The sequence below is a fragment of the Streptomyces sp. DH41 genome (assembly GCF_029813785.1).
Taxonomy (GTDB): domain Bacteria; phylum Actinomycetota; class Actinomycetes; order Streptomycetales; family Streptomycetaceae; genus Streptomyces.
This window is the reverse complement of the sequence record NZ_JARVKY010000001.1, coordinates 547441-572540: the sequence shown is the minus strand read 5'-3', so window position 1 is coordinate 572540 and position 25100 is coordinate 547441. Positions and strand designations below refer to the sequence as shown.

14 protein-coding genes and 4 pseudogenes are annotated in these 25100 nt (G+C 68.9%); 9 read left to right on the top strand and 9 right to left on the bottom strand.

What is annotated here, in order from left to right; genetic code table 11:
* The first annotated feature begins 73 nt into the window (after positions 1 to 73).
* Together QC283_RS02505 and QC283_RS02500 are read left to right on the top strand one after the other, a co-directional pair.
* Positions 74 to 947 (top strand): annotated as a pseudogene (locus QC283_RS02505) (AraC family transcriptional regulator).
* A gap of 317 nt (positions 948 to 1264) precedes the next feature.
* The gene (locus tag QC283_RS02500) at positions 1265 to 1633 is read left to right on the top strand and encodes a hypothetical protein (protein WP_279559629.1); all 369 of its coding nucleotides are present in this window, start codon (positions 1265 to 1267) and stop codon (positions 1631 to 1633) included.
* On the opposite strand, the pseudogene QC283_RS02495 reads toward QC283_RS02500, so the two are convergent.
* Together QC283_RS02495 and QC283_RS02490 are read right to left on the bottom strand one after the other, a co-directional pair.
* Positions 1632 to 2162, bottom strand: a pseudogene (locus QC283_RS02495) (methyltransferase family protein); the annotation flags it as partial. The gene QC283_RS02500 and the pseudogene QC283_RS02495 sit on opposite strands and share 2 nt — an antisense overlap.
* 99 nt (positions 2163 to 2261) lie before the next feature.
* A pseudogene (locus QC283_RS02490) lies at positions 2262 to 3064 on the bottom strand (helix-turn-helix domain-containing protein).
* Between the two features lie 470 nt (positions 3065 to 3534).
* On the opposite strand from QC283_RS02490, the gene QC283_RS02485 reads away from it, so the two are divergent.
* From QC283_RS02485 to QC283_RS02475, 3 genes are all read left to right on the top strand, one after another.
* A complete protein-coding gene (locus tag QC283_RS02485) occupies positions 3535 to 4599 on the top strand; it encodes a peptidoglycan-binding protein (protein ID WP_279559628.1) in 1065 nt (354 codons plus the stop codon).
* Between the two features lie 229 nt (positions 4600 to 4828).
* Positions 4829 to 5179, top strand: a complete 351-nt coding sequence (locus tag QC283_RS02480; protein WP_279559627.1) for a hypothetical protein — start codon at positions 4829 to 4831, stop codon at positions 5177 to 5179.
* Positions 5180 to 5732: 553 nt separating this feature from the next.
* Positions 5733 to 6215: a hypothetical protein gene (locus tag QC283_RS02475; protein WP_279559626.1), complete on the top strand. Its 483-nt coding sequence runs from the start codon at positions 5733 to 5735 to the stop codon at positions 6213 to 6215.
* Positions 6216 to 6506: 291 nt separating this feature from the next.
* Here the strand turns inward: QC283_RS02475 and QC283_RS02470 are convergent, their stop codons facing one another.
* Together QC283_RS02470 and QC283_RS02465 are read right to left on the bottom strand one after the other, a co-directional pair.
* On the bottom strand, positions 6507 to 6725 hold the full coding sequence (locus QC283_RS02470; protein ID WP_279559625.1) for a DUF397 domain-containing protein: 219 nt from the start codon (positions 6723 to 6725) through the stop codon (positions 6507 to 6509).
* A complete protein-coding gene (locus QC283_RS02465) occupies positions 6722 to 7570 on the bottom strand; it encodes a helix-turn-helix domain-containing protein (RefSeq protein WP_279559624.1) in 849 nt (282 codons plus the stop codon). Before QC283_RS02465 ends, QC283_RS02470 begins: the two co-directional genes overlap by 4 nt.
* A gap of 218 nt (positions 7571 to 7788) precedes the next feature.
* Between QC283_RS02465 and QC283_RS02460 the strand changes: the two are divergent.
* A pseudogene (locus QC283_RS02460) lies at positions 7789 to 8425 on the top strand (ATP-binding protein).
* A gap of 16 nt (positions 8426 to 8441) precedes the next feature.
* Here the strand turns inward: QC283_RS02460 and QC283_RS02455 are convergent.
* The 5 genes from QC283_RS02455 to QC283_RS02435 form a co-directional block, all read right to left on the bottom strand.
* Entirely contained in the window at positions 8442 to 10313 is a 1872-nt protein-coding gene (locus tag QC283_RS02455) for a DUF1998 domain-containing protein (RefSeq protein WP_279559623.1), read from the bottom strand.
* The gene (locus tag QC283_RS02450; protein WP_279559622.1) at positions 10310 to 13552 is read right to left on the bottom strand and encodes a helicase-related protein; all 3243 of its coding nucleotides are present in this window, start codon (positions 13550 to 13552) and stop codon (positions 10310 to 10312) included. The genes QC283_RS02455 and QC283_RS02450 overlap by 4 nt, the downstream gene beginning before the upstream one ends.
* Positions 13549 to 15453: a UvrD-helicase domain-containing protein gene (locus tag QC283_RS02445; protein ID WP_279559621.1), complete on the bottom strand. Its 1905-nt coding sequence runs from the start codon at positions 15451 to 15453 to the stop codon at positions 13549 to 13551. The genes QC283_RS02450 and QC283_RS02445 overlap by 4 nt, the downstream gene beginning before the upstream one ends.
* Positions 15450 to 20216 carry a DEAD/DEAH box helicase gene (locus tag QC283_RS02440; protein ID WP_279559620.1) on the bottom strand — a complete coding sequence of 1589 codons (4767 nt, stop codon included), beginning with the start codon at positions 20214 to 20216 and terminating at the stop codon, positions 15450 to 15452. The genes QC283_RS02445 and QC283_RS02440 overlap by 4 nt, the downstream gene beginning before the upstream one ends.
* A 157-nt stretch (positions 20217 to 20373) precedes the next feature.
* Positions 20374 to 20583: a hypothetical protein gene (locus QC283_RS02435; RefSeq protein WP_279559619.1), complete on the bottom strand. Its 210-nt coding sequence runs from the start codon at positions 20581 to 20583 to the stop codon at positions 20374 to 20376.
* A 500-nt stretch (positions 20584 to 21083) separates the two neighbouring features.
* On the opposite strand from QC283_RS02435, the gene QC283_RS02430 reads away from it, so the two are divergent.
* From QC283_RS02430 to QC283_RS02420, 3 genes are read left to right on the top strand one after another with little or no spacing between them, the layout of a single operon-like run.
* Entirely contained in the window at positions 21084 to 23231 is a 2148-nt protein-coding gene (locus tag QC283_RS02430) for a helix-turn-helix domain-containing protein (RefSeq protein ID WP_279559618.1), read from the top strand.
* 3 nt (positions 23232 to 23234) lie between these two features.
* Complete coding sequence (locus QC283_RS02425; protein WP_279559617.1) at positions 23235 to 24230, top strand: hypothetical protein; 996 nt, start codon at positions 23235 to 23237, stop codon at positions 24228 to 24230.
* Positions 24227 to 25090 carry a DUF6339 family protein gene (locus QC283_RS02420; protein ID WP_279559616.1) on the top strand — a complete coding sequence of 288 codons (864 nt, stop codon included), beginning with the start codon at positions 24227 to 24229 and terminating at the stop codon, positions 25088 to 25090. The genes QC283_RS02425 and QC283_RS02420 overlap by 4 nt, the downstream gene beginning before the upstream one ends.
* Positions 25091 to 25100 lie beyond the last annotated feature (10 nt).

The window sequence follows — 25100 nt, the reverse complement described above, 5'->3', positions numbered from 1 at the left end:
GGGCACAGAATGTCGGGTCCGGCATGGCGGGTGCTGCCTAGCGTGGTGATCGTCAAGAGGAAGGGGACCGGGCGTGCTGGAACGGCTGAACCAGGCGATGGAGCACATCGAGGGCCATCTCGACCAGGACCTCGAGGTGGCGGAGCTGGCACGCGTCGCGGCCACTTCGGAGTACCACCTGCGCCGGATGTTCTCCGCGCTCGCGGGCATGCCGCTGTCGGAGTACGTCCGGCGCCGTCGGCTCACCCTCGCGGGCGCCGAAGTGCTCGCGGGGCGCGAGACGCTGCTGGAGATCGCCGTGCGCTACGGCTACGGCTACGGCTCCGGAGAGGCGTTCGCACGGGCGTTCCGTGCCATGCACGGCATCGGACCGGGCAACGCCCGGCGTACCGGCGCCGCACTCATCTCCCAGCCCCGGATGGCCTTCCGCCTCACCGTCGAAGGGAGCAGCAGCATGCGATACCGCGTCGTGGGCAAGGCGGACTTCGCCGTCGTCGGGCTCAAGACCCGGGTACCGCTGGTACACGTGGGCCTGAACCAGGCGATCATGGACTTTGTCCGCGGGATCGACCCGCAGACCCTGGAGCGCCTGGAGAAGCTGTCGGACCAGGAGCCGGACGGCGTCGTCCCGGTCTGCGACGACCTGGACCCCAGCCGCGCCGAAGGCACCGAACTCGACTACCACCACGGTGTGATCACCTCCGCGCCCGCTCCCGAGGGCATGACCACGTTGGCCGTCCCGGCCGGCACCTGGGCGGTCTTCACCACCTCCGGGCCGGCACCGCAGGCCATCCAAGAGCTGTGGCGGGACGTCTTCACCGAGTGGTTCCCGTCGCACCCGCACCCGCACCCGCACCGGCCCCGAGATCCTGCGCACCCGACTGTCGCCGGACAAGACCGAGGCCGACGCCGAACTGTGGCTCCCGGTGGAGCCCGAGCACGGCTGAACAGGGCAGCAAGCCCCTCGGGCAGGCGTGTGCAAGCGCTTCGGTCGGCCCTTCCGGCCGACCGAAGCGCTCACCACACCGGAAGCAAGAAACGAGCGTCCGGACACACCACCCACCGTGCCGGGCCTGCACGACGTTCTTCGCGCCGTACCGAGGCCGTCAGCATCTGCGGGTGAACAGCCCGGACGGCTTGACGACCTCGACTCCGGTCGGTGGCCGACGCCGCAACCCTGCATAGTTGTAGGTACCCCAACGCCTCTGTTCCGGGCGACAGTCGGTGTGTACGTCTGGTGCACCGATCAAGGGAGATCATTCTCATGGGCAAGCGCGTTTCCACTGTCCTCGGCACTCTCGCAGCATCCTTCATGCTCGCCACCGTCACCCCCTCCTCCGCATGGGCGGCGGACAACATCCTCGAAGACGAGCGGGAGCGGGGGTGGTTCATGTACAGCCGGTCGTGCGGCTCCGTCTACTCGCTCGAACTCACCACGACGAGGGCCGTCGGTATCAAGCACAACAGCGGCTGCGCGGGGCACGTCTGGGTGCGCATGTACGGGGACAGCTGGGGAGACTGGCGCCACGACTCCAGGGAAAAGACCCTCACCAGTCCCAGGGGCAAGTTCAAGAAGGCCCTGATCAAGGGGTGCGCCGACTGCCACGCGTACACGGTGTACCCGAAGAACTGAACCGGCCGAAGTCGAAGGCATACGGCAGCGCGGCGGCGGTCTCCGAGACGGTTCGGCTCATCGCGGCGTTGAACTCCGAGGACAACTCGGGTTGCCGGGCGAGGTGGCTGAAGAAGTCGGTGCCGAAGACGGTGTCGAACGCGATCTCGCCGGTGCGCACGCTGTCGTCCAGGTGCTCCCAGGCGCGTACTATCGCGGGCTCGGTGAACATCCGCACGAACGACGTGAGCGAGTCGGGACCGCCCGGGTCGAGGAGCGCGCCCGCGGGGGTCACCGAGAAGAAGCCGGGCGTGTGTTCCTTCAGCGGACCGAGGCCGGCCAGGGCGCGCAGCAGCCGCGTCATGGGCTGAGGTTCGGCTCCGGCCTCGGCGGCCACCTCGGCGGCACAGCGCGGCGTATCGCCGACCAGATCCATCACCCTCAACCGGACCGCCGCGCGCAGGGTCTGCGCGGCCATGCTCCCGAACGCGAGCCGGACGATCAGTTCGCGGTCGGCCGTCCCCGCTGCTCGGACATCGGTGTTCGTCACAGGTGTCACAGGTGCTTCCCGTCCTTGGTGTGGTGGTACGTGCGTGAACCGGCGCGGGCACGTGCGCGTGGCCGGTCTCCTTGATGGGGGCGTGGGCCGCTAATCGGCAGACGTGGTCCGGTCGGCCAGAGCACCCGGCGTGCACCCGGCGAGGGCCAGTACGTCGCGATGAAGATGGGGCTGGTCGACGTATCCGCACGCCAGGGCGACACTGCTGGCGCTCTCACCCGCGCGAAGTGCTCGGGCGGCGTGGTCGAAGCGGACCAGTATGGCGGCACGCTTGGGGGTGAGGCCGAGCTCGGCACTGAACCTGGACCGCAGCCGCTTGAGGCTCCATCCGCAGGACGCGGCGAGGTCACCGACCCGTACCCGGCCCCCGACGGGCCACGATGGTGTCCCAGGCGGCGGCTACCTCCGGCGACATCGCCGGTGCCTGCGCGGCCCGCTTCGCGAGGAACTCGTCCGTCAGCGCGAGGCGTTCCGACCACTTTGCGTTTCGGTCAGCCGCTCGCGGAGGCGTCGTTCCTGCGGCCCCCACAGGTCCTTGAGACCGGTGACGGACCCGTCCAGTTCGCGCGGAGGGACGCCCAGCAGCGCATGGGCGGCCCGGGGTGACAAGCACACTTCGACGCACTCGACGCGCTCACCGCGGATGCGGGCCGGGCCGGGCCGGGCGACAACGCGGCGACGAGGCTCGCCATGGGTCGGCGTCCAGCGGCACTCTCCACCGTCAACGGGTCGCCCCCGAACCCGATGACGACGACCACGGCAGGCTGAGGGAGCACCTGCATGTCCAGCCCGGCGGCGGCACGGTCACGGAACCCGGCCATCCGGACCCCGTCGAGGGACGCGCCACCGAGCGGACGGGCGACCTCCCAGCCGTCCTCGGCATCGCGATCCATGCGAGCAACCCCCACTTCGTGTCTGCGCACGCACCTACCGTCGCCGACTTCAAGGGCCTTGTCTTGGACGAAAGCGCCGTGGGTCCGTCCAGCGGATCAGACGGTCCTGGTCGGCCGAGCGACCACGGCGAAACGCCCCCAGGAGTGAACAATCCGTGCCGGACCGCTCCGTCGCCGGCCACTCCTTCGGATGAAGGCAGGCCCCTTTCGTCCTCGCCGCGGTGCGCCGCGTAGACGAGGCGGGCGCCGCTTCCCTGCGGGGTCTGAACGTTTCGCCGCTCGCCCGGTGCCGTGGGCGGTGCCCGCAACAGGTTGGTCCGACGCGCCGACCACGTCGTTACGATCTGCGCCTCCGCAGGCCAAGGCAACCACGTATGCCGTAATGCAGGCTCATGACCTGCTGCTATGCCGTCATGCAGTGACGTGGACGCCCGTCTGTTCGTACGACGACCGGGAGGGTACGCGCACGCATGACGCACGAGCGAGAGAGCCGGCATCCGCAACGACCGGGGGAGCGGCTGGCGCGACTGCTCCGGCGCTGGTGGGAGGAGGCAGGTGGCTCCACCGACGGCAGGCGTCCCACACAGCAGGCACTGGCCGCGCGCCTCGGCATCGACCAGACGACACTCTCGCGCTATCTGAACCCGAAACACAGCTCGACCGCACCCCCGAGGATCGTGGAGGCCCTGCACACCCACCTGCGGGCACCGGCGACGGAACTGGACCTGGCGAGGTCGCTGTCCAGGGCCGCCCTGGAGGAGAACAGCCGGCAACGCCCGGCCGACCCCGACGCCACGTACGCCCCCGGCGCCGTCACCACCGTCGGCGCCACCACCGGCACCACCAGGACCACCGGCACCACTGACGGACCGGCCGACCGCGGCCCCTTGTTCCGACGGGCCCGCCCCTTCCTGGCGCTCGCGGTCACGGCAGTCCTGTCCTTCGCCGCCGGGCTGTACGCCGACGAGCGGACCGCCCCCACCGGCCGGGACGCCACCGAGGTCAAGGAGCAGGCGGCCGCGGCGGGTGGTGGCGCCGTGGACCAGGCACGGGAGAAGTGGCCGCTGCTGTACATGAAGAAGGAGGCCGCGGACGAGTACTCGTGGGGGCGCGCCCTGCAGAACCTGCTGAAGGCGCACGGCTACGACCTGCGGGCCGACGGCCTGTTCGGGGAGAAGACCCACCAGGCGGTCATGGACTTCCAGCAGAAGAAGCATCTCCCGGCCGACGGCAAGGTGGGGAACCGTACCTGGCCGGAGCTGGTGAAGCAGGTCGAGCCCGGTTCCACGGGCCCGGCGGTGCGGGCCGTACAGGACCTCCTGAACAACGTGGGCCTGGGAGCCACCGCGGTCTCGGGGGAGTTCACGGCGGCGACCGCCGCGGACCTTCAGCTGTTCCAGCGCACCCATCGTCTGCGGGTGACCGGAAAGACGGACCGGGCGACCTGGCTCGCCCTGCTCGTCAATCAGCGCCCACCCGTCAGCGCACCGGATTACCAACGCCCCGCGAGCCGTTCGCCCGTACCCCTTGCATGACCTTTCCGCGCACCGCATAGCCACAGGTCGCTGCCCCGCCATGCACGGTGCATGAATGCACATGGGAAAGCCTCGCCCATCGCGTTCGCCGGCCGATTCCACTGGCCATGCTGATGTCGCGACCGGCGCTCCCGGGCCTCGCCCCCTCGACTCATCGACGGGGACACCCGGGAACGGAAGACAGCGCGTCGGTCCCGTTCCCGCCGATCTTCTCCGAAGGAGTACCTCCATGTCCGTAGTCCGCAAGACCATCACGTCCGCGCTGTCCGCCGTCCTGCTCGCCGGTGGACTCGCTCTCGGCGTCGCCGCTCCGGCGAGCGCGGCCACCTGTCCGTCGTCCGCGTCCCCCAAGATCGGCGGAGCGGAGGCCAGCTGGACGCTGCGTTGCTCGGGCGGCAAGGTCACGGTGTCCGGCTGGGTCGAGGACACCCGCATGGACGGCAAGTGCGCCGTGGTCCGCATCGTGGGTGGCAACGGCGTGACCAAGCAGGCCAAGGCCTGCAACTCCGGCGTACGCAAGCAGTTCTCCCACAGCTTCGCCGGAGTGAAGAAGGCCGAGGCGCGACTGGCCCTCGTCTGACGACGCGGGACGGTTTCGCGGGGGTGGGCCGCGTGGCCCACCCCCGCGTGCCACCCGCGCCGGAGTACTCCATCGCGCGCTGTTCGCCGCCATGTGGCGGCCCGCCGAACAACTCGCTCGAGTATCCACGGACCTCTGAAAACCTGAGCCGACGAAAGCGCGCCACGACGGTGGGAGAGCCGGGCGGTCGCCCGTCACGTGTGTCTCGCTCAGCCCCGTACCGGTATCAGCCACGCCTCCTTGATGACGGCGCGTGGCCGCGACGGCCCGGCGGCCGGACGCGGCGGCCCGGCGAGTGGCCAGGGGCGGAGGTACGGCGGGTCACTTCACCTATGAAGACGGGTGATGGTGGACACGTCGCTGACGTGCGGGAACAGGACAGAGGAATTGCGAACCTGGATAGAATTATGCAACTCTGAATAGATGGCTTATGCTGGCAGCACTGAAGCCTTCCGTGTCAGTACTGGAACATGTGAGTCAGTGCTGCAGGCCTTCTATTCACCCTTGGGAGTACTCTGTGCGTGCGGCCCGGCGAGTGACCCGGATCGAGACCGTGAACAAGGGGACGGGCGAGGTGAACGACTTCACCGTCCACACATCGGTCTCAGCCGCTCATGCCCTCTGGTTCAGGGGAGGAGGCTTCACCACGATGGGATACGCGGCCCATAACGCCCTCGCTGACGCCGACCTCAGCGTCAGCGCGTACAAGCTGTTCCACAAGATGTGCGCCCTCCAGAACCGCAAGGACCACGGCCTCGTCCTCGTCGAGAGCCAGGTGAGGTTCGCCGAGCAGGTGGGCATGTCGCAGGCCTCTGTCTCGCGCGGCCTCAAGCAGCTCGCCGCCCACGGTTTCATCTACCGCGAGGGCCGCAACTGGCGCATCCGGCCGGACTTCGTCTTCAACGGCAACGGCTCGGCCCAGGGGCAGGCCATGCAGAACATCCCTGCCGACACCCCCGACCCGTACGCCGGCGGGCGTACCGGCCTGACCGTCGTCGAGGGCGGGAACGAGGGTCAGACCGACGGCCAGGTATGACGCCTACGGGTCGGTGCGGACGGCACCGGGCGCTGCCGTGAAACCTAGGTCGACAGAACTACTCGGAGGCGCCGGTGTACACGTATGCCACTGCGAGCCCCGGTGCGTCGCCCGTCGGCTCGATCCTGGTCTGCGTATCTCTGGACCGTCCTGGCGGCGAGGCCCGAGAGGCAGACCGAGACGGGGCGCCACCTCCAGTTCCTGCCGTGAGGCTTCCAATGCTTGCTCCGCGCCGAGATCCGCCGCTCGCAGGTTGCCGCTCGTCGGGGGCTCTGTCGGCGCTCCGCTCCCTCAGTGAGCCTCTGGCCACCCCTGCTCTGTCGCGTGTGTGAAGGAAAGCCAGGCCTGGACCCCAAGACCCGCGACCAACGCGTCGCCGACCTTCGTGTCGCGTACGAACACCACGTCGCCGACACGGGCACACTCCACGCATTCGCCCCCCGCGCCATTGCTGTAGGAGGACTTGGTCCATGTGCGTGGCGGCTCGGAGCCGTCGAGGCTGTTGTTCACCGTGTGTGTTCCTTCACAACGCTCTTGATCAACTGAATGGTCCGCCGCGGACTCAAGGCCGAGGCCCGCAACTCGTCGAACGCCCGGTTGTACTCCCGGACATGAGGTTCGCCCTCCAAGTACATCGCATCGGTGATGCCGTCGCGATACACGATGTCCGGGTCTTCCGGATCGGGGAACCCCAGCATGGTGAACGGCCCCGTAGTGGGGCAGGTACCGGCATCGAAGGGAAGCATCTGAAGCGTCACGCTGGGTTGTTCCATGGCCTCCAGTATGTGTTCCAGTTGGGCACGCATCAGTTGCTGATCACCGATGACTCGGCGCACGGCGCCCTCGCTCACGATGAACCAGCAGTCCGGAGACCCGGGGCCGCTGAGTATCGCCTGACGCTCCATCCGCACTCGTACAGCGCGGTCGATGTCCTCTGGGGGCATGTAGGAGCCGCAGGTGTGGAGCTCGCGGGAGTAGGACTCGATCTGCAGGAGCCCGGGCAGGACTTCGCACTGGTACTGCCGGAGCGTCGACGCGTCCTGCTCGAGGCCGATGTAGATGGAGAACCACTCGGGCACCCCCGACCCGTGGACCTGCCACCAGCCACGAGTCTTCGCCTGCCTGGCCAGTGACTTGAGGAACTCCCGCAGCTCGTCGGTGGTCTCGTAGAAGCGGCACAGCGCTTCCACGTCGGAGGGCTGGACTCGCCCACTGCCGGTCTCCATGCGGTTGACCTTGGAACCGCTCCAGTCGAGAGCCGCTCCCACCTGGGCGCAGGTCAGTGCATTCTTCTCCCGCAACTTCTTCAGCTCGATGGAGAGGCGACGGCGGCGTGCCGTCGGTGATCCGGCCATCTGATGGGCCCCCTTCGTCCGAACGGCGTTCAGTCTCTGTGCCAAGGGATACATCCGCCAATCACCCGAAGGTGGGATTCTCTCCGTGCACATTGCATAGCGGGATGCGCGCCGGCCATGCTGGCAAGCAGGACGACCGGTGCGGGACCGGTGCGGCGCTCTGGCGTCTGCCTCGGGCCCACGAGTGTGGGAGGTCGGGAGTGATCCCAACTGCATGCATGACGCAGCCGTCGTGGGTTGTGGAATTCGCGGCACTGGAGGAGGAGGTGGCGACCCTACGACGCCACGTGCGGGCGTACCTCGGAGCATGGGGGCTGCGGGACCTCGTGGACGAGGCACAGCTCTGCGTGAGCGAACTCGTGGCCAATGTCATCACTCACGTGGGTGTCGGTACACCGACGACGCTGGCGGTGCGGCTGAACGGCACCTTCCTGCGCATCGAGGTCCACGACCCCGACATCCGAGCCCTGCCCACGCTTGTGGCCGCGGACGTCGAGTCGGAAGGGGGCCGGGGAATGGCGCTGGTCGGGGCGGTCACGGACCGGTGGGGCGTGCAGCTCGGTGCGGACCGGAAGGTCACCTGGTGCGAACTCGCCACGGGGTTCCCGCCGGTGAGTGGCCACGACGGCTGTCTCAGGATGACCCGGGTCGAGGCGGTGATCGGGTTCTACGGCGCCCATGGATCCCAGCCCGGACCACGGTCCGGGAGACTCGGCATCACCGAGGGGGAGGAGGCGGCTCTCCGTGATCACCGACCTCCTCCACTGGCTGAGCGCCCACGGCCATGACGCCGACGATGTGCTGGACCGTGCCCAGGTGCGGTTCGAGGCCGAGGGCTTCGCGGTACGCCGGTGAGTCGAGGCGCCAAGCGTCAGCCTTCGGCGAGGGGCGCGAAGAACCCCAGGGCGGGTTCGTCGGGCGTGCCCACCAGCAGCGCGCGGTCGAGCAGGATGTTGTTGTGCTCGCAGCTCGTCTCCGGGAGCATCACGCAGGCGTGACAGGCAGCGAGGTTCGTGCCGGTCGAGCCGGCCGCCTCGGCCTCCATGCACAGTGGGTCGGAGGAGCACCACTCGGCCCGGCGGATCGCTGAACGCACCGCGCGGTCGAGGGGCTCCGGTTCGCCCTGGGCGACGAGACCGCCGAGACTGCCCGCCGAATCGCTCGTCGCCGTGTAGACGAGCACCCCGGCCATGTCGTCCGCGGCGTACAAGCGCTCGCGCAAGGAGGCGGACGGGTAGCCCGCCTCCAGGCTCCACTCGTTGATGAGCACGTGGGCAAAGGTGTGCAACAGCACCATGCGAGGCGTCGCCGGGGACGCCACGGCTTGGCTCGGGTCGTCGGCCCGCTGCTCGAGCAACCGTTGGTGAGCGGTACGCATGCGCTCGACCCGGGCCGCCACGGCCGGCGCCTTCTCCCAGGCGTCCAGGCGGCTCTCGTCCAGGCGCAGGAAGACCCCCTCGCCCCGGACCTCCATGGCGGGTAGCCAGTGCAGCGGCTTCTGGGAGAGGGGCATCTCCTTCGGGTCGGTCGTCGACTCGGCGTCGAGGAGACGGGTGAACGCCTTCAGGGCCCGCACTTCGCGAAGCTTCTTGACGAGCATCGGGCCGGTGATCCCGAGTGGCTGGAGCACGCTTGGATCACCGAGTGGTGTTTCGCAAACGAACTGGTCATCACGGGACTGCTCGCTCTCGTCGTTGCCCGAGCGTAGGCGCTCGTACTCCTTGTTGCGCAGAGCGCGGTAGCGGTGGTCGAAGGTGGGTGCCGTCTCGCCGTCCGGGTCCTCCTCGCGTTCCGCGTCGAGCAGAGTCAGGATTTCTTCCAGGGGGAGGGGCCACTTCTCGTCACCGAAGACGGCATCGAGATAGCCCTCGATGCGAGCGGGGTTGTCGTACTTCCTCAGCTTGGCCCAGTGTTCGGCGAGCGGATCCGCGCGGCCGCTGCTCCACGGGGGGATGGAGAGCGCCGACTTCAGCACCGGTTGCCACACCGACGAGGAACCGCGCTGCAGGGTGCGCAACGGGAGACCGCACCCCGCCGGGTCCGCGGCGGAGACGCCGAGCCACGGGCGGGCGCCTCGGCAGGTGAGGCGCAGGTCCTTCAGCGCGTTCCTACGGAAGGAACCTTCCATCGATACCTCGGGCACCTGACCGCAGGTGCAGGAGATGACGATGGAGCGGAGCGAGGAGGTGCGTCCGGTCGTGCGCATCCTCAGCTTGCCGCCGCACTTTCCGATCCTCGTGGCATCACGGTCGGGCGAGCGGTGCACCCACTGCCAGTAGGGGAACTCGTCGAGGTGCCCGTCCTCGCAGGCGACGACGAAACGGGAGGGGACGAGGTCCACCTCGCACGTGCCACAGACGCTTCGACCGGCGGGCGGAGAAAAGTCTCGGTGGGGCTGCAGGTCGTTGCACTCCGGACACGAGTGCATCAAGGGGAAGCGGCGGACCCGAAGGCCGTCCTTGCTGGTGTCGTCGGATGCCGGCGACAGCCGGAAGTAGTAGACATCGAGCAGTCGGGCCAGTCGCTGCTCATAGACGACGGGTGACTCGTCCTGGCTCCAGCTCTGGTCGGCCTCGTCCAAGCCCGAGACGACGAAGGACTCGTGGTCGACGGCGATGAGCGACCCGACGCCGTACGTACTGATCGCCTGGGCCCGGCGGATCTCGCCGCGGCGGGGGAGGCTGAGGGCCGGGGTAGTGCCGTTCGCCGCAGACCGACGGCGGCGGGCGGTGGGCGGGGTCATCGGTTTCCTTCCAGGAAAAGAGCAGACTCGGCGTCGACGTCGCGCAGGCTCCACAGGGTGGGCCACGCCTTGCGGTCCTTGGAGTCGTCGTACGACTTCAGGATCGAAGGGGCACGGTTGCCCCGCCTCGGTTCGAAAAGCAACCCTCCCTGGGCATCGGCAACCTTGCACCACCAGTCGACGAACTCGTCGAAGCCCTGCTCCACGGCCTCGGCCTCAGAGGGAGTGACCGCGCGGGCGCGGTCCAGGAGAAGGGCCCTGATGTCGCCCCGAAGGATGTGCTCGTACGACTCGACCTGACCGGCGCCCTCGTTCGGGCGGGCGGCCGGGATCAGGATGCGGGCGAGGGCGACGATCACCGCGTGCAGTCCTCGTTCACGCGCGCGGGCGGAGAACGGGGTCACGGAGGTGGACTCGACCTCCCGGTAGAGGGCCGAGTGGTAGTGCTGGAAGTTCTCGTAGTGCGAACGGTCGCGGGCTCGCGCCGAGTTGAGCATGACGGCGACCAGGCCGGGATGGGCGCGGCCGACGCGGCTCGTGGCCTGGATGTACTCGGCGGTCGTCTGCGGTTGGCCCATCACGGCCATCAACCCGAGCCGGTCCACGTCCACGCCCACCGCGATCATGTTGGTGGCGAGCAGGACGTCCACGGTGTCCTCGTCCGGGAGTCTCTTCTCGATGCCCTTGAGGCGCGTGGGGATCTCGCTGGCGTCGATCCGGCTGGTCAGCTCCGAGTAGTTGGCCACCGAGCGCACGGCCACGCCTTCGCGGTCGGCGAGCAGCTCGAGATAGGCCACCACGTCGTCGTGGACCTGGAGTTCGGCCGCCGACAGCAGCCGCAGGCTGTTGAAGTAGCCGATGAGGCTCCAGTAGGCGTCGCGCACCTTGTCGTCGGTGTCCGCGTGCAGGGCCCGATGCAGCAACGTGGCGTACGTGCGGATCAACAGTGTCGACTGACTGGTGCCGGGAGCCAGGAGGCCGACGTATCGGCGGCTGGCCTTTTCCTCGGGCGGGGTCTCCACGGCGAACCACGAGTCGCGGGAGTCCAGGCCGGCGGGCGGGAACTGCCGTACATCGCGGGCGAAGAGGTGGCGGCCTTGGTCGGCGGCACGGCGGATGGTCGCTGTGGAGGCGATCACCTTGGGCCGGTCCGCCAGCGCGTCGACAGCGGTCTCGTAAAGGCCGGTGAGGGTCCCCAGGGGGCCGGAGATCAGGTGGAGCTCGTCCTGGACGATCAGCTCCGGGGGAGGGGTGCCGTCGCTTGGGTCGTCCCGGTTGAACAGCGCGGAGGTAGCGGGACGCCACGGCATCGAGGCGAACTTGTCGACGGTGGCGATCACCAACGTCGGACGCGCGTCGTACACCGCCTCGTCGATCAGATGGACGGGGAGGCCGCCGGAGAAGGCGCAGTCCGCGCCGGGGCAGCGGACGTGCATCCGCTTGGCGTCCTCGTCGACCTCGTAGTCCCGGGCGTCGAGCCGGGTCCCGCACCAGGGGCAGGCGTGCAGCTGGACGGGGTTCTCGGTGGCGAGACGCTTGTCGAGGTCGGCGCGCAGCTCGTCGAGCCTGCCGGCGGCCTCGGCCAGCGTGTTCGGGGTGGCAGAGCGTCCCACCCACATGCCGACGGAGAACGGCTCGTCGCCCAGCTCGGGCGTGAGACGCCTCATGTGCTCCATGGCGCAGAGCAGGATCGCCGCACGCTCGAACTGCTGAAGGGTGAGCAGCCGCAGTGTGTAGCGCATGAGGACGGTGACACCGCCGCCGTTCGCGCCCTTGCGGATGCGGCGCAGGAAGGACGTCAGGGCGATCAGACCGAGGTAGGCCTCGGTCTTGCCACCACCGGTGGGGAACCAGAGCAGGTCGGAGATCTTCCGGTCGTCGTGCTCGGGGTCGTCGATGCCGGCCATGCAGAGCAGCAGGAAGGCGATCTGGAAGGGGCGCCAACGGCCGGCGGACGGATCGGGGCTGCTGACGCGTCCGCCCTTCACCCAGGTGCTGCGGGCACGCTGGTCGGCCATGGCACGGTTGGCGAGCCGGAACGCCCGCATAAGGTCGGGCTTGGTCCGCAGCAGCTCGATGCCCTCGCGGATCCGGCCGAGCGCCTCGCGACAGGCGTCGACCTGATCCCGCGAGGGCGGTTCGTGGGGGCCGCCCGCCAGAGCGTCGGCTTCCGTCGACTTGCGGGCGATCCAGTCCTCATAGCCCGTGGCCAGTGCCTCCAGGGCGGTCAGCACCTCGGCGTCGGACTTCTCGGCCAGGCCCAGCATCGAGAGTGACGAGCTGTCGATCTCCGGGTTGGAGTCGGTCAGCAACACCTCCACGCTGGGTACGAAGTCGCTGCGCACCTCGGGGACGGCGGCCTTGCGGGTGTCGGTCATGCCGATCGGCGACGGAACCCAGTCCCAGGCGGCGGCACAGCCGTGGCCGATGGCGAAGGTCGGGGCGTGGCGGTGCAGCAGCCGACTGGTGGCGATCTCCGGGTCGTGTGCGGCGGCCGGGGCGGGGCGCTCGACGAAGGCGCTCGTGCCGTCGGCGGCCCAGACCACCAAGCCGCACTGGAACAGGGCGAAGGCGTCCTGGAGATCCCGCTCACCGACCTTCTGCCGGTTGATCAGCGTGACCGTGACGGTGACCGTGCCGCTGACCGGATCGGGTCGGCGGACGATGACGTGCAGGGCGGCCTTGTCCGGCACCAGCTCGATCAGCTCGCCCGGGGTCGGAGCGGTCACGTCGACGGTCTTCTCGGGGAGCTGGAGCTCCTTGCGCCGCCACCGCTCCCGCTGCTCCGCGACGGTCCGGGCCTCGGCGCGGCGGGCCGGGACCGGGTTGCCGTCGGCGTCGGTGGGCTCGTAGACCGCCGCGCGCGTCGAGATCACGATCTCTTCGCTTATGGCCGGGTCGACCGCGAAGGTCAGGCCCATGGAGGACGGACGCTTGTCGCCCGAGACACCGGCTTCCTGCGCGGCACCGGACTCCTCAGCGTCCTCCCGGGCGAGGACAGGCACCGCGTCCAGGCCGTCCTGCTCGGCGGCGTTCTCCGACCTCCGCTCCCGCGAGGCACGGGGATACAGCACGCCCGTCAGGTAGCGGTCGATCGGCGCGTCCTCGGCGAGGACCTCGTCCCGGTCCTCCGGTGTCGCTTCCTCGGCGGGGCCGAAGAGTTCCCTGCGCAGTCCCACGAGGAGTTCCTCGTCCCGCACCCGATAGTGCTCGGAGTGCCGACCTGCCACGTGCGTCATGCGCCCTGCTCCTCTTCGTTGTCAGCCCGTCGAAACATGCCGATGCCGGTGATCCGAGGCACGGTCCACACACCTCGGTCGCCCAGGCCGGCGTTGGCACCGGCCGCGACACTGCCCGTCACCGTCTCCAAGGTGTCGATCCGCAGGCCGCGGATCTCGTCGGGCCACCACGGGTCCCAGGTCCGGCTCACCTTCTGCACCCGGAACAGCTCCTGCCGGAACCGCTCCGACGCCTCGCCTATCTCCCGTCCCCGGTGCAGCAGGGCGTACGGCGGGCTCTGGGCCTCGCCCGCCGGAAGATCGTGACGCTTGCGCAGCAGCACTTCCTGGCCGGGACCGACCTCGCGCAAAAGGTAGGCCTGGGTCGCCACGGCGTCCGCCGCGTGCCCGGGCGGGTTGTCCCGGCACACGTCGCCGGCCTCGGCCACCACGCCGAACCTGTCGTACGACCGCCATCCGCCGACGAACCGCCGACCGGTCTTGCGGTTCCCCGCCCTCTTGACGATCGGCAATTCGGGGGAGCGGACGTGATAGAGGTCCTGTCGGACACGGGTCATCGCTACGTACAGGGCGCGGGCCTCAGCGGGAAGGTCCGCCTCCGTGCCGTGCTGCTTCTGGAGTTCGGCGACAGTCGGCGGAGTCAGGACGATCACCCGGTCGAACTCCAGCCCCTTGGCCCGGTGCACGGTGGAGACGACGATCCGCGCGGTCTCCGGGTCGGCCGCCTCGTCGGGGAAACGACCGTCGGCGACCAGGCGGCGCAGCCGGTCCAGGTCGAGTGCGGTGCGCCCGGGCGAGCGGGTCGCGCGTCGCAGCACCGTCCACAAGGCACCCGCGTTCGGCTCGTGGGCCAGCGGGATCTGTTCCAGCAGCGAACGGAACCGGTCCTCGGGCAGACCGGTGGCCTCGGTACGGCGCAGCAGCTCGGCCACCCAGTGGGGCACCGGCCGCTCCTCGAGAGGGCGGCGCAGCCGGTGTCCGATGCCGTTCTCGTGGAGCAGTCGGGAGACCACCAGGGCCTGTCGGTTGTCGCGGGTGAGGATGGCGCAGGTGTCGTCGAGGTCCCGCAGACCCTGCAGCGTGTACTCGTCGGTGAGGTCGGCCAGTGTGTTCACCGGGGCCACGAGGAGGTCGCGCAGTTCCTCGTAGAGCGTGGCGGCCTCGTCCGCGTCCCGGACCTGCTGGAGCCGAGGGCCGTGCGACAGCGCGATGCGTGCCTCCGGTGTGACGGCCCGGAAGTTCTCGGTGAGGTGCAGTTCCACCAGGTCGTCGGGGTACGAGCTGCGCAACCACTCGAAGAACCGACCGGTCTCGTCGTTGCGTTCGGCAGGGTCCTCGATCTGGAAGCCGTACACGGACTGGGCCGCGTCACCGACCACGGTGAAACCGCAGGTGTCCTGGTACCGGTCGAGCAGCGCCTCCACCAGTTCCCGACGATCTCCCAGCAGGTCCTGCACCTCGTCGATCACCACGTGGGACGGCGGGATCGAGTCACCGGACTCCAGCACGCCCTCCTCGACGGCCTCCGTGGCGGCTCTGATCCGCTCGTCGAAGGACGTCGTGGCCCACTCCCGGTCCGGGTACGCCTGGACCAGGACGCCGTACGCCCAGGCGTCGAAGGTCTGGGCGCGCACTCGGCGCGCCCGGTCCCCGTGCCGGGTGATGCGCTCACGCAACTCCCGGGCGGCCGCCCGGGAGAAGGTGAGTACCAGGATGTCGGCCGCGTCCAGGGACTCCTCCGGGTCCTCGTGCCCGCACAGGGCGTCGAGCCGACGCACCAGTGTGTGCGTCTTCCCCGCGCCGGCCCCGGCGGTGACCAGGACCCGCGCGTCCCAGGGCTGCTCGACGACGGCCCGCTGCTCTGCGGTGAGCGGCGGACTGTCGAGGTAGACGTCGGTCACGTACGGCTCCAGAGGTGCTCGAACTGGGTGAAGGCCAGCGCGGTGTCGAAGTTGGCGATGTTGTCGTCGACGTTCAGGATCAGGCAGGTGTCCTTGCCGCCGTTCCTGGGGCCACGCAGGCCGCGACCGATCATCTGCTGGTACACGTTGGTGCTGTAGACCGGTCGGGCCACGACCACGGCCCGGGTCGCTGGTGCGTCGAACCCCTGGGTGAGAACACCGTAGTTGGTGAGCACACGGATGCGGCCGTTCCTGAAATTCTCGATCCGCGTCCGACGGTCCTGCGCACTGGTCGTCGAGTCCACGGCGGCGGACCGGACACCTCGGTCGTTGAGCATGGCCGCGAGATACTTGGCGTGGTCGACGGAGGTCGCGAAGAGCAGGATCGGCCAGTCCGGCGGCAGTGCGGCCACCGATTCGACGATGCGCAGACTTCGCTCGTGGTCGTCGGCGAGGCGTTGCTCGGCGGCGCGGGACAGCATCGCCATGCGATCGGCGTGGGTCTTCTCGTCCTGGCTCAGTTCGATCCGGCCACCCGTGAGCGTGCGGTGCTCGACCTGGGCGAGCATGCCCCACTCCTGCAGGTCGCGGTACGGGTCGCCGGAGGGGAACACGCCCTCGTCGAGCCGCCGGTTGCCGAAGCGGGTGATCAGCCGGCGGGTCTCGTCCTCGTTGGTGTTGCGGAACGGGGTGGCGGTCAGGCCGAGCAGATGCCGTTGCGTCTCGTACTGGGTCAGGCCCATCAGGCCGAGGATCTCCGTGTACCGCTTGGAGATCGCGGTGTGCGCCTCGTCCACGATCACCAGGGCGGGATCACGCAGCCACGCGTACTGGTCGGTGCTCAGGCACCGCTCCAGTTTCGCGTCCGTGGCGACCACCAGGTGGGGGTGGTCGACGACGTTGCCGACCTCGTTGCCGCCCCACAGCCGGCTGATGGTCAGCGGTCGCTCGGCGCCGACCTTTCCCCAGACGAACTTCCAGCTCTGCACCGCTTGTTCGCACAGTTCCTCGGTCTGCGCGATCCACAGCAGGGGGCCCTTGAGATCGCCGACCCGCTTCACCCACCGGATCACTGCCTCGGCTGTGACCCGTGTCTTGCCCGCGCCCGTGGGCAGGGACAGCATGCCGCGCTGCGGGGCGAGTCGGTCGAGCAGAGTGGAGATGTTCCGTACCAGGTCCTCCTGGTAGTCGTGCAGCCTGGGGAAGTCCCGAGGCCCTTCGACCGTCTCGAAGGGAGGCGGTGAGGGAGTCCTGGAACCGGCGAACGTCACAGGCAGGCGCAGATCGGAGACGAACGCGATGGCGGACGACGAACCTCCGTACCCCACAGGTGCGTTGGGGAAGCGGGCCTGAATGTCCCGGGCGTGCTGCTGGAGCACCCCGTCGCCGTGCGCGTTGAACGCCATCTGCGCGATGCGTCGCCCGGACGGCTCCACGCCGCCGGTGGCCTGCAGCTCGGCGTCCATCAGCCCCTCTGGCAGGCCGGCCCTGAGCGCCTCGGCACCGATCAGTAGTTCGAGCTGGGCCACGACGTCCTCGGCATCGCGCACGGCCTTCTGTGCCGCCTTCAGGGCGCTGTCCTTGACCATGCGGTCCTGCTGCTCCAGCACCGCGCGGCAGCCGGCCGCGCCAAGACCGAGGCCGAGCTCGCGGTCGATCAGCCGCAGCATCGGCTCGGGCTCCTGCGGCACACGGACCTTGACCGTGTTGTCCTGGCGTACGGAGTCCAGGGGAGAGGCGTGCGTGCCGTTGGGGGTACGTGTGACCTCCTCCAGTTCCGTGCACCGCTGCACCCTGCTGTTCCGGTTGCCGCTGTTCAGACGCTGCCGCAGGGCGGGGAACAGCTCGACGAGGAGGACGGGGTCACCCTCGGGCACCTCACGGGTCTCCCTGCTGATCACGTCGGCGTAGCGGAGCATGCCCCACTTCTCGACCATCAGCTCGGCATCCTCGGCGCTCGGCACGAGCAGCGCGGGGAGCTGCTCGGCACGCAGGGCCCGGTACTCGGTGGCGCCGACGGCGAGGGTGATCTCGTCGTCGGGGCGGGTGCCCCAGGTGTCACCGATCCGGCAGCGGGTGAGGGAGTCCTCGGGGAAGTCCGCCCCGAACCTGGTCAGCATCACGTAGGTGGCGCCGACGAAGGAGTCGTCCTCGCTGCGGGACACCTCGTCGAGGAGCGCGTCCCAGCGGTCGGCGGGAACCTCGTCGACGGTGATCGGCAACCGCAGCTTGCGGGCCTTCTCGGGAGAGATGTCGGCGACCGGCAGCACATCGCGGTAGGCGGCGAGCTGAGGGCCCACGGCCTCCGTCAGCGGCTTGATCCCCTGGGAGGTTGCGACCCTGCCGTACTTGCGCAGCATCCAGCGGATCGGGGAAGTCACCGCCTGCCGCGTGCCGGTCTGGGCGCCGAACTGACGCGTCCAGTTGTCCACCACGGCGTCGTCGGGCAGTGCCTTCAGGAAGGCTGCGCGGGACTCCTCGGACAGTGCGCGGAAGAGATGGAGAGGACCACCGACGGCGGCACCCTCGACCTTCATCCGGTTCAGCGCGGGGCGAGGGGCACGGCTGTCCAGAGAGCGCAGGTAGGACGCGTGGACGGCTGCTCGGTACTCCTCGAACCAGGGCTCGTCGGCCCGCGGTTGCACGCCGCCGGCCGGCCGCTCCCGCAGGCCGATCAGGGAGAAGAAGGACGTGTCGTCGGAGTGGAACGTCATGTCGACGGCAACGCTCGGGTCGCGCTCGGCGACGACCACGACGCCGGGCAGCATGCAGTCAGCGACCGACCGGAAGCGCTTGTCGACCGTCCGTACCCGGAGCGTCGTGCGCGGGTCGGGCACGCGCTCCAGGACCTTGTGGCCCAGTCGACGGATGCCGGCCTGGCGGAACAGCTCCCAGAAACGCTCCCAGTCGGACTCCCCGTAGTGGTCGAAGCCCTGGTCGAGGACGCTGGCGAACCGACCCTCGGCGTCGGCCTCACGGATGCCGAGGATGTTGAGTGCCTGAGCCAGCGACGGATCCTGGGCGAGCTCGTCGACGACGTACACCGTGGACTCGCGCAGCCCGTCCTGGTGCTCGGCCCGACGGAACACCTTGCCGTGCACGGGGGCGACCAACCCGTGCTCCTCGGTCAGCACGACGCGTGCCTTGCGGGCCTCGTCGGCGAAGGGGAGATCCTTCTTGACCATGTCGGCGAGGATGCGGACGGCCACCGACGACGCCTCGGCGGTGCCGCTCTCGACGAGGGCCTCCAGCCAGTCGCGGACCCCGGCCCGTTCCTGCCGTGCAGCGCCGAGGATGTGTTCGACCTTGCCGGAACGCAGGGCGTCCGCCTCGACGCTCGGGTGCAACCAGTCCGACGGGCGTCCCGGGCACTCGTGCCACATCCGCAACCACTGCGTCAGCTGCTTGGGATCCTTGACCAGGCGCGGGTGGACATGCAGTTGCTCGGGGACACGCAGGACGCCGTCCTGGTCGGGCAGCGAGGGGTTCGTGGCGGCGCGGGTCCAGATCTCCCGAGTCAGGAACTCGTCGGCCCAACTGATCGACTCCTTGACACGGCCGGGCAGCAGGGACAGATAGGCGGCGGGGTCCTCGGCCGGGGCCAGACCGGGGAGGGAATCGACGACCAGCTTCGCCGACACCCTGATCATCTCCTGGTTGAACGGGGAGGAGTCGAGCAGGTTCTGTCGGTCCTCGTTGGTCTTCCACGCCCCGTTGAGGACGCCGCTGAGCGACATCTCGTACTTGGTGGGGAAGAAGGACCAGAACTTGCCGCGTCCGCGTGAGCGAGGGCTGACGTACAGGCCGCTCTCGGAGTCCCGTTCCAGCGCCGGGACGGCCCAGGACAGGTCGAGCGCGACCCGGTTGTGCAGCTCTCCGGCGTCCGCGCGGGCCGCCGTACCCGGTTCGTGCGTGGTGGTGAACACGCGCCAATGTTCCGTGGAGAGAGCCTTCCCCGTGCGTTCCTCGGTCACGGTGTGCAGGTCACCGGCCTGCTGCCCGGTCAGCGTCCGGCGCAGGATGGGCCTGGGCCGGTGGTCCTCCAGTACGACCTCGGCGACGTGCGGCGAGAAGAGCTGGAACCCGACCGGGAACTCCTCGCGGGGTTCACCGTGGTCCTTGCCGCGATTGCCGTGCATGTCCTTGCCCAGCCGGTCGTCGGCCTTCGGGAGCAGCGGAAGCCGGACGACCGTGGTCGCCCAGGCCAACAGCTTGTCCAGTACGGGGTCACAGGCGCGTTCGGCGGGCATGTCGAGCGTACGGGCCATCCGCAGGACAGGGGCGTCGAACTCCGGGCCGTAGCGCTCCGTCACCCCGGGCACGGCCTTGATCTGCTCGTAGGTCCAGGCGCGGTCGAATCCGAAACTCCCGGTGCGGCTGAAGAATTCCGGCGCGTCGGTCACCACGAGGACCGACTTCACGCCGACCCCGAACCGTCCGATCTGCCCACCGCGCTTCTTCGACATGCTCATTCGAAGGATGGTCTCCGCCCCCTCCGGGGTGACCGGACTTCCTTCGTTGGCGCAGTACAGGTGGGTCTCCGTGAGGACCACATGAATGCGTCCTCCGGGTTCGTTCGCGATTTCGTCGGCCGCGTTCTGCACGAGCTCGAAGAGCTGACGGTCGCCGTATCCGCCCTGCGTGATACGACGCTCGCCATTGGCGTGCTCGGCGACTAGGCCGGGATCCACCGCATATGTCTGCAGAACGCGAGAGGATTGTTCGAGGACGGTTTCGATCACCGCTGAGGACGAGGACGACACGGTTGCAGCGCTCCTGATGTCGGAGGTGGGTGAGATTCTGGATGACGGGCCGGCTCGCCGGCTGGGTGCGAGCCGGCCCGTGATTCATCGCGCACCGATGGTCGGAGCGTCTGTCCGATGGGCGAGTGCGCAGGTCGCACAGGTGGAGTGCGCGAGGTCAGGCAGCAGGAGGGCTCTCGTCCGGCAGTACCGGTATCGTGTTGGGAAAGTCAGGAGAGCCCGCGAGGGCATCATCGTCCTCGGACGGGTCATGACGGCTCGGGAAGTCCGCGACTTCGACTTCGCTCACCACCCGCTGAACACCCAGCTCGTTTGTGCTGCGCTCCCGCTGAGAGAGCAGCAACGGAAAACAGTCGTCCTCGTTCATTGGGCCCCCACCCCTGTCGATCGATTCTCTGGAATTCGCGCAGGGGTGCAATCGGGTAACGCCCCATGAAGCGAACACTTCTTGCTGCGGGATTCACTCCCGCCGATCACGTTAGCGACTGGATCCCCCCGGTCGCCAGAGATTTTCAAAAACGTTTCCTCATGCGCTCGTCGAGTCTCTCCATCGAGTGCGTGAGGAGACACCACCTCCTATGCCGCCCGTTCCCCGGCAAAGCGGTTCACGAGCGAGTTGGCTTTTCCAACGTGTCGAATCTAGCGAGGTTTTGAGATGGCGGCAAGCCCCAATGTCCGTTCGCACGAAAGGAGTTGGAGACCTCCGTTTGTGTGGAGCGGGCAAATGCGGACAGAGGCAGCTAATGGCAATGAATCAGGCAGCCTGGTTGAGTCAGTCGTGACCCCTGAGCGGTTAACTATTGGTTGACATGATCGCGTTCGTCAACCTAGCCTCCCTTGTACGACCCGAGGAAGAACAGGTGACACGTGGAGACAGGTGAGGAGTTCGGGCCGTGGCTGGCCCGGCAGCTCAAGCTCGCGGGGAAGACACAGGCAGAACTGGCCAAGGAGCTCGGGCTTACCCGAGCCGCGGTCTCCGCGTGGATCGCCGGGCGGTCGACCCCACGCCCGACCGTCATGACGGACATCGCCAACGCGCTCGGCACGGACGTCGGCACGGTGCACACCCGCACCACCGACACCCAGGCCGGCCTCCCGGTCACCTGGTATCACCGCCCCGGTTACCCTGACGGCGGCCGTGACCTGGGCAACGCCGCGGCCTTCGCCTTCGACGCCGACGTCCAGGTCCTCGCACGCGAGACGTGCCAGAACAGCCTCGACGAGCGGCTGACGGAGAACGGCCGCCCCGTCCGAGTCCGCTACACCCTGCACGAGTTGACCGGTGAGCACCTGGAAGCCTTCCGTGAGGCGATCCTCTGGAACGAACTCTTCCCGCACTATTCCGCCGTCTCGGAACTCGCCGGTACTCAGAAGGTCGGCAGGGTCGTCGACGCCGGTGTGCGCGACATGTACGAGAAGGGTCGCCTGATCCTTCTGCGGGTCGATGACTACAACGCCTCCGGGCTCACCGGTGACGATTATGAGGACGGCAAGTTCGCCGCCGTCGTCCGGCGCCAGCTCGAGAGCCTGAAGTCCGGTACCGCCGCCGGTGGTTCGTACGGCCTGGGCAAGGCGACTCTGTGGGCCACCAGCGCCCTCGGCCTCGTGCTCATCAACTCCACTCTGTCCGTGCCGCACGAGGGGCGTACCGAGCGACGGATGATCGGCCGTCTCGAACTGCCCTGGCGGGAGGTCGACGGGATGACCTGCGCGGGGCCTGCTTGGTTGGGGCGTCCCGACCCGAATTCGCCGCGCGGCGAAGTCACTCGTTCCTGGTGGGCGGAAGAGGAGACCGTGGCCCGGCTCCATCTGAGCCGGGAGAGTGACGAGCCCGGTACGTCCTTCCTCATCGTGGGCGCGCACGACGTGGCAAGCCTCGAAGAAGAAGACTCCTACGACCAGGACATGAAGCCCCGCGCCGAGGAGGGCCCCGAGGACGCCCGCGACATCAGCAGGATGCACGCCCGCCTGGTCGAGGCGCTCGGCCGCGACTTCTGGGCCGCCATGATCGGTGGAGGCGGCCGACTCCCCCTCCTCGAGGTCTCCGTCCGCGCTCTGCGCAACGGCGAGGTGGTCGTACCGGAGAAGAAGGTGGACCCGTCCGTCGAGCAGCCTTCCCGTACTCGCGCTCTGCGGGCCCACTACGAGGGCACCACGGTGGAACGGCTCACCGAGGCCGGTCAGGTGGCGTCCAGAAACGTTCCGCTGAAGATGCCGCTGGCCGGAGGCGCCCGCGGAACGCTCGGTACGCACCAGGCGGTCCTGTTGGTCACCGAGGCCGCCGGAGACAAGGACACTCCCAAGAACCGGGTGCACTCGCTGCGCGGCAACCGCATGACGGTCCGGAAGGCGCCGGTCTCCAACCTGCCGATCGGCACCAACCCCTTCCAGGCCGTCCTCCTGATCGGCGAGGCCGCCGGCGAGTCCGCCCCCTTCGCGAAGGAGGCCGAGGAGTTCCTGCGGGCGGCGGAACCGCCCGAGCACGACCGCTGGGGGCAGACGGAGGAGCTGACCCTGCGCTGGTCCCCTTCCGCGTACCGGCGGATCCAGAACCTGACCACCGAGATCAACAGCGCGGTCAGGGAACTCGTCGCCCGCCCGAAACGAGGCAGAGGCGAAGGCGGCGAGGCCCTGCGCAAGGCACTGACCGTCAAGAGCCGACCCAAGGCCAAGGTGCCCTCCGGCCCGGTTGTGCCGGAGCTGGACACGCTCGAGGCGACGATCGGCGACCAGGGAGAGTGGCTGATCACGGCCGAGGTGAAGATTCCACGCGGTGACGAGATCGTCCCCATGGTGCCGATCGCCCAGTTGGACGTCCGCTCCGGAGGACGACCGCGTCTCGACTGGGCGGAACTCGTCGCCGTGGAGGGGTGCGAAGTGCAAGACGGGACCCTGCGCTTCCCGCCCGGTACGCGCCGCGCGAAGTTCCGAGGGGCCACCGACGCTTCCAGCCATCCGGTGAGGACCACGCTCACCCGCCTCGTCGTCGAACTGCGTGCCGGCAAGGGGGCCTGACGCGTGAAGATCTATCCGTACAAGCGACTCAGCCGCCCGATCAGGCTCAGGGTGACGTCGGTCTCCCTCAAGCTGTCCGACGGCACTCGTGATCCACTGGACACCAGCGCCTACTCGGTTCAGGAGCAGGCTGTCGCCCTCGGTGTCGCGGGCCACGCGGACTGGGTGAGCGCCACGATCGGCATCTCGGCCACGCTGCCGCCCGGTGCCGACGCCCCGGACGTGGCCTGGTCCGACCTGCGTGTCCTCGCCGTGCTGACCGACGGGGAGACCAACGTCCGCACCTCGGCGTCCCTCAGGAGGGACACGGAGGACAGCCACGACTGGTCGGGCTCCCTGGAGCTGCTCCGCGACGACCACCTGGGACGAGCCTTCCTCAGCGCGTACGCCGTCGGGACGGTCGACGGAGTACGCGGACGGTCGATCACCGAGACCGACCGGAACTGGGTCGTCGACACCGTCTCCGACGAGCCGGTCAGAGGGCTGCGACTGGACGTCCGGAAGGCGTCGTTCAGCAAGAGCTCCAGGGAATGGCTGCGCGCCTACGCCGACGCCCCCTGGCTCGTGGACACCACGGCACGGGTCCCCACGGTGTACGTCAACACCGATATCGACGGCATCGTCGGACTGCTGGACAGCAACGGATCCGGCGTGGAAAGCAAGGTGCGCGACCTCCTCGTCGCCCAGATGGCCACGGACGTGTGGACGGCGATCTTCCACGGTGCCATCGGCGACCTGGAGGTGGAACCGGGCGGGGGCCCGGTCTTCCCGACCGACTGGCAGGGCGAGGTGCTGCGGGAGATGCTCCCGGACATCGTCCCCGGCGTGCACGTCGAGGAGGCCCTGCGCCAGGTGCACCGCCGACGCACCGGCGAGTCGGGTTGGGGCGAGCTGCAGACACGCATCCATTACGCGGCGGTACGACGTGCCGACGCCGCCAAGGCGGTGGGCTACGTCATCCGCGGTCTGGAACGGACGAACAGGGAGAGCGAGTCGTGATCACCCAACCCCACCACGTACCGGAGCGCCTGGCGTTGCTTTCCGGCTCGGCCGTCGACACCTTCCTCACCGAGGGACTGCTCAGGGGCGAAGAGGTGCACAGCGGCCTCGACCTCGCCAAGGTCGTCGAGCCTCTTCCCGAGGACGACGCCAGGTGGTGGGTCGAGCCGATCCGCAGCCTGCTGGACGACGCCATGTTCGCCTTCGACAAGGAGCACACCCGGGCCGACGCCTGGCTCGCGCCCCGGCTCCACGCCACGCTGCGTCTGACGAGGCAGGAAGCGGCGGACAAGCGGCTGTGGAACCACCTGGCACTTGCTGTCGCCCCTGACTATGTAGCGTGGCGTCACCTGTCGGAGCCGTCTCGACGCGTGGCCGCCGAGCGCTTCCGGGGCCCCGCGGACCGGCAGTGTTTCTCCCGCCTGTGGTGGGCGGCCGAACTCTTCCGGAACGGGCCGGACTACGGGCCGGTCGAGGTCGCCTGCGGCAATCAGGACCTCATCCACACCGTTCTCCGGAACGACTTGATCGACCACCGCCCCACTGCCCAGGCGCTGGTCCGTCTTCTGAAGAGTGGGAAGGTCACCAAGGGGCGTGAGATCAACGGCCTGAGCGTCGCCATCAACGCGGCCGGAGCGACCTTGATCTACGACGTTCTCGCACCGGACGAGCCCCGGGACCCCGCCCGTCTGCGGGACTGGATCGAGGAGGCGCAGACGGCGCCACCGGTCTCGCGTCACGTCCTCCCGGAGGGGCCCGACGAGGATCCCGCTCCGGAGGAGGCCGTGACAGCGCTCACCGACTACTTCACCGAGCTGTTCGAGACCGCACCGGTCAGGGGACGGAAGATCGAGGACTGATAGCGGCGTC

Bases quoted from the DNA above. Each gene is read 5' to 3' on its own strand.
- QC283_RS02465 (WP_279559624.1), bottom strand. From the start codon at position 7,570: ATGGCCGGATCACCGACGGCACGCCGCCGTCGCCTCTCCATCGAGCTG.
- QC283_RS02455 (WP_279559623.1), bottom strand. From the start codon at position 10,313: ATGACCCCGCCCACCGCCCGCCGCCGTCGGTCTGCGGCGAACGGCACT.
- QC283_RS02435 (WP_279559619.1), bottom strand. From the start codon at position 20,583: ATGAACGAGGACGACTGTTTTCCGTTGCTGCTCTCTCAGCGGGAGCGC.
- QC283_RS02450 (WP_279559622.1), bottom strand. From the start codon at position 13,552: ATGACGCACGTGGCAGGTCGGCACTCCGAGCACTATCGGGTGCGGGAC.
- QC283_RS02485 (WP_279559628.1), top strand. From the start codon at position 3,535: ATGACGCACGAGCGAGAGAGCCGGCATCCGCAACGACCGGGGGAGCGG.
- QC283_RS02500 (WP_279559629.1), top strand. From the start codon at position 1,265: ATGGGCAAGCGCGTTTCCACTGTCCTCGGCACTCTCGCAGCATCCTTC.
- QC283_RS02480 (WP_279559627.1), top strand. From the start codon at position 4,829: ATGTCCGTAGTCCGCAAGACCATCACGTCCGCGCTGTCCGCCGTCCTG.